This window comes from Streptomyces sp. UH6, assembly GCF_013421635.1.
In the GTDB taxonomy this organism is placed as follows: Bacteria; Actinomycetota; Actinomycetes; order Streptomycetales; family Streptomycetaceae; genus Streptomyces; species Streptomyces abyssomicinicus.
This window is the reverse complement of record NZ_JACADT010000484.1, coordinates 1-4,233: the sequence shown is the minus strand read 5'-3', so window position 1 is coordinate 4,233 and position 4,233 is coordinate 1. Positions and strand designations below refer to the sequence as shown.

The 4,233-nt window shown below is 71.9% G+C and carries 6 protein-coding genes; all 6 read left to right on the top strand.

Annotated elements, in window-relative coordinates; translation table 11 throughout:
- Positions 1 to 182, top strand: a 182-nt coding sequence (locus tag HW445_RS32840; RefSeq protein ID WP_218957203.1) for a hypothetical protein, incomplete at its 5' end; no start/stop codon positions are given.
- Positions 179 to 616 carry a roadblock/LC7 domain-containing protein gene (locus HW445_RS20455; RefSeq protein ID WP_151770439.1) on the top strand — a complete coding sequence of 146 codons (438 nt, stop codon included), beginning with the start codon at positions 179 to 181 and terminating at the stop codon, positions 614 to 616. The genes HW445_RS32840 and HW445_RS20455, both read left to right, overlap by 4 nt.
- Positions 613 to 969, top strand: coding sequence for a DUF742 domain-containing protein (locus HW445_RS20450; protein WP_180222435.1), 357 nt, complete (start codon positions 613 to 615; stop codon positions 967 to 969). Before HW445_RS20455 ends, HW445_RS20450 begins: the two co-directional genes overlap by 4 nt.
- A complete protein-coding gene (locus HW445_RS20445) occupies positions 950 to 1,579 on the top strand; it encodes an ATP/GTP-binding protein (protein ID WP_151770437.1) in 630 nt (209 codons plus the stop codon). The genes HW445_RS20450 and HW445_RS20445 overlap by 20 nt, the downstream gene beginning before the upstream one ends.
- Before the next feature lie 7 nt (positions 1,580 to 1,586).
- On the top strand, positions 1,587 to 2,858 hold the full coding sequence (locus tag HW445_RS20440; RefSeq protein WP_180222434.1) for a cytochrome P450: 1,272 nt from the start codon (positions 1,587 to 1,589) through the stop codon (positions 2,856 to 2,858).
- Positions 2,858 to 4,099, top strand: coding sequence for a cytochrome P450 (locus tag HW445_RS20435; protein WP_180222433.1), 1,242 nt, complete (start codon positions 2,858 to 2,860; stop codon positions 4,097 to 4,099). The genes HW445_RS20440 and HW445_RS20435 overlap by 1 nt, the downstream gene beginning before the upstream one ends.
- The last annotated feature ends 134 nt before the right edge of the window (positions 4,100 to 4,233 follow it).

The following is a 4,233-nucleotide window of genomic DNA, read 5'->3' as shown; positions in this document are numbered from 1 at the left end:
CGCCCTCGTCGCTCCCCCGGCCGGCCCGGCACGGTGCGCGGTTCCACGCGTTCCGCACGGCCGTGACCGGCAAGGCCGGCCCCGAGAACACGACCCCCCGCGCGTCCGACCCGGCGACAGCCGAGGACAAGGACTCCCCCGACTCCCCCGCGAGCGCCGACACCCGAGGAAGCGACAGATGAACCACGACCACAGCCGCATAGCAGAGCTCACCTGGCTCCTGGAGGGCCTGCTCGAACGCACCCCGGGAGCGCGCCACGCGCTGGTGCTCTCCCGGGACGGCCTGAAGCTGTGCCACTCCCCCGAACTCACCGTCGACCAGGCGGACCAGCTGGCCGCCATATCGGCGGGCATCCAGTCCCTCGCCCAGGGCGCCTCCGCCGAGTTCGGCAGCGGCGACGGCGGCGTGCGGCAGTCGATGACCGAGTTCCACGGCGGCCTGCTGTTCATCGTCGAGGCCGGGGCGGGCGCCCACATCGCGGTGGTCGCCGAGGAGGACGCCGACCCCGGGCTGGTCGGGCACACCATGCAGGAGCTGATCGAGCAGCTCGGCGAGCACCTGAGCACGCCGCCCCGGGAGTCCTCCGACCCGGCCGTCCAGGTCGCCACGTCGTGAGCCGGCCGGGGCCCGACGACCGGCCGGACCGGCTGTACACCCTCACCTCGGGGCGCAGCCGGCCCTCCCGGGAGGACCTGGACCTGGTGACGCTGATCGTCGCCGAGAGCGGACCGGCGGCGGGGCTGTCGTCGGAACTCGCGACGATCCTGCGTCTGTGCGTCCACCCCACCTCGGTGGTCGAGATCTCCGCCGAGCTCGGCCTGCCCGTGTCCATCACGAAGATCCTCGTCTCGGACCTTCTGGACGCGGGCCGGGCCACCGCCCGTCATCCGCGGTACACCGCCTCCGGCCGCCCGGAGCTGGATCCCGCCACACTGGAGAAGGTGCTCGTTGGACTCCGCGCTCTCTGAAACCCGGCCCCTGCCCGACGGGCCGCGGGCTCCGCTCGGCGACCGCGCCAGCAACGGCCTGAAGATCGTCGTCGTGGGCGGCTTCGGGGTCGGCAAGACGACCCTGGTCCGTTCGGTCAGCGAGATCCGTCCGCTCAACACCGAGGAGACGATGACGCGGGCGGGCGTCCCGACCGACGACACGCGTCACGTGCCGGAGAAGACGGGGACGACGGTCGCCTTCGACTTCGGGCGGATCACCCTCGACGAGGAGACCGTGCTCTACCTGTTCGGCGCGCCCGGCCAGGAACGGTTCTGGTTCCTGTGGGACCGGCTGTTCGCCGGGACCATCGGCGCGGTGGTGCTGGTCGACGACCGGCGTCTGGACGACTCCTGGTACGCGATCGACCGGCTCGAGCACCACGGCACGCCGTTCATCGTGGCCCGCAACGACTTCGGGGGTCCGCCGCACTCCCTGGAGGAGATCCGGGACGCGCTCGACCTGGACCCGGCCATCCCCCTGATCGACTGCGACGCCCGCTCCCGGGAGTCCAGCAAGCGGGTGCTGCTCACCCTGGCGGAGCACCTGCAGACCCTCCACGGGGCCCGCGCCGCGGCCCCTGTCCGGTGAGGCCGAGATGAACACTTCTGCCCAGAGCTCCACCCAGGGCGGCGTCTGCCCCGTCGACCTGCTGGCGGACGAGCGCTTCCACACCGCGCCGAACGCCCAGTACCGGGACATGAGGGCCCGGTTCGGCCCGGTGGTGCCGGTGGTGTTCGCCGGCTTCCCGGCCTGGCTGGTGATCGGCTACCGGGAACTGCACCAGGTCACCAGCGACCCCGAGCTGTTCCCCCGGGACGCCGGCCTGTGGAACCAGTGGCCGAACGTGCCCGAGGACTGGCCGCTGCGGCCGATGCTGGGCGAGCGCGTGCCGTGCGTGTACTTCACCGTCGGCGAGGAGCACCGCCGCCACACCCGCCTGGTGAACGCCGTGCTGGAGCAGACCGACGCCTTCGAACTCCGCCGCGAGGCCGAGGAACTGGCGGACCGGCTGATCGACGGGTTCTGCGGTCGTGGGAGCGCCGACCTGGTCGAGGAGTTCGCGGTGGCGCTGCCCATCCTGACCCTGGCCCGGCTGGCCGGTTTCCCGGACGAGGACGGGCCGAGGATCGCCGACATCATCCAGCGGCTCTCCGACGCCGGGCCGGACGCCCAGAAGGCGAACGACGAGTTCGGCGAGAGCATGCGGGAGCTGCTGCACTCCAAGGTCGAGCAGCCCGGTCCGGACATCGCCTCGCGGATCCTCGCCCACGACAGCGGCGTGGACGCGCCGTTCACCGAGGAGGAGATGGTCTGGGACCTGCGGGCCATCGTGGCCGCCGGCTACCTGCAGACCACCGACTGGATCGGCAACTCGATCCGCCTGATGCTCACCGACGAGCGGTTCGCGACCGCGCTGGGCGGGGCACGCCACAGCATCGCCCAGGCCATGAACGAGGTGCTCTGGGAGGACACCCCCTCGCAGATGCTGCCCAACCGGTGGGCGGCCCGGGACACCACCCTGGGCGGTCGCGTCCTGCGGGCCGGCGACCTGATCCTCCTCGGGTACGGCGGGGCCAACCTGGACCCGCACGTGCGCCAGGACCTCACGGCCGGCCGGACCGTGGTCGCGGCGGGCAACAGCGCCCACCTGTCCTTCGGCCACGGCGAGTACCGGTGCCCCTTCCCGGCCCAGGAGATCGCCGAGATCATCGCGCGGACCGGGATCGAGGTGCTCCTCGACCGGCTGCCCGACCTGGAGCTGACGGTCCCCGCCGAGTCCCTGGTACGCCGTCCTTCCCCGTTCATGCGGGGCTTCACGTCGCTGCCGGTGCGTTTCACCGCCGTACGGACTGTTGGAGACTACTGATGAAGTGCCCTTACACCGGCGCCACGACCGCCGAGCCGATCGTGATCGACCCGATGGTCCGGGACCTCGACGGCGAGACCGAGCGCCTGGTCGCGGCGGGACCGGTGGTCCCGATCGACCTGCTCGGCGTGCCCGCCTGGTCCGTGACCCGGCACGCCGTCGCGCGGGACCTGCTGCTCGACCCCCGTCTCGTCAAGGACCTGAACGAGTGGCGGCTGTGGCAGGAGGGGGTGGTCACCCGTGAATGGCCGCTGATCACGATGATCGACGCCGGCCGTTCGATGTTCACCGTGGACGGCCCCGACCACCGGCGGCTGCGCACCAAGACGGCGCAGGCGCTGACGCCCCGACGCATCGAGGCGATACGCGACGACATCGTCGCCTTCACCGACAAGCTCCTCGACGCGGTGGAGGAGGCCGGCCGGGACGGCTCCCCCGTGGACCTGAAGGCCGTCTTCGCCCAGCCGCTGCCGATGCAGGTGGTGTGCCTGCTGCTGGACGTCCCCGCGGAGAGCCAGCCCTGGCTGGCCGACGGCTACAAGCGGTTCTTCTCGATGCTCACCCCGCACGAGGAGCGGCTGGAGATCCTGGACACCTTCGACCGCTGGTACCTGGACCTCATCCGGGAGCGGAAGGCGAACCCGGGCGACGACCTGCTCAGTGCCCTGATCCACAGCGAGGAGGGCGGTGAGCCGCTCACCGAGGACGAGGTGCTCGGCAACCTCAAGGCGCTGGTGGCCGCGGGTCACGAGACGACCATCGACCTGATCACCAGCGCGACCCGGGCGCTGCTGAACCACCCGGACCAGCTCGCCCTGGTGCTCGCGGGCAAGGTGTCCTGGGAGGCGGTGATCGAGGAGACCCTGCGCTGGGACCCGGCCAACAGCCACCTGCTGATGCGGTTCCCGACGGAGGACCTGACCATCGGCGACACGGTGGTCCCCAAGGGCGACGGGGTGGTCATGTCCTACCGCGCGATCAACCGCGACCAGGAGCAGCACGGGGCGGACGCCGACAGCTTCGACGTCACCCGCGAGACCCCGATCCGGCACATGGCGTTCGGTCACGGGCCGCACATCTGCCCCGGAGCGGCGCTCTCCCGGCTGGAGGCGGCCATCGCCCTGCCGGCGCTGTTCGAGCGGTTCCCGCGGATGCGGACGGCCGTGCCGGACGAGGAGATCCAGAACCTTCCGGTGATGACGCAGAACGACCTGGTGGCGTTCCCGGTCTTCCTGGCCTGACCCACCACCGGTCACCGGAGCCCCGGACGGCTGCCGCGAGGCACCGCACCGGGGCTCCGGCGTGTGCAGGACCGGCGTGTGCAGGACCGGCGTGCCCGGACCGGGGCATCGGCGGCCGGTGCGACGGGGGCGGC

Bases quoted from the DNA above. Each gene is read 5' to 3' on its own strand.
- HW445_RS20455 (WP_151770439.1), top strand. From the start codon at position 179: ATGAACCACGACCACAGCCGCATAGCAGAGCTCACCTGGCTCCTGGAG.
- HW445_RS20435 (WP_180222433.1), top strand. From the start codon at position 2,858: ATGAAGTGCCCTTACACCGGCGCCACGACCGCCGAGCCGATCGTGATC.
- HW445_RS20440 (WP_180222434.1), top strand. From the start codon at position 1,587: ATGAACACTTCTGCCCAGAGCTCCACCCAGGGCGGCGTCTGCCCCGTC.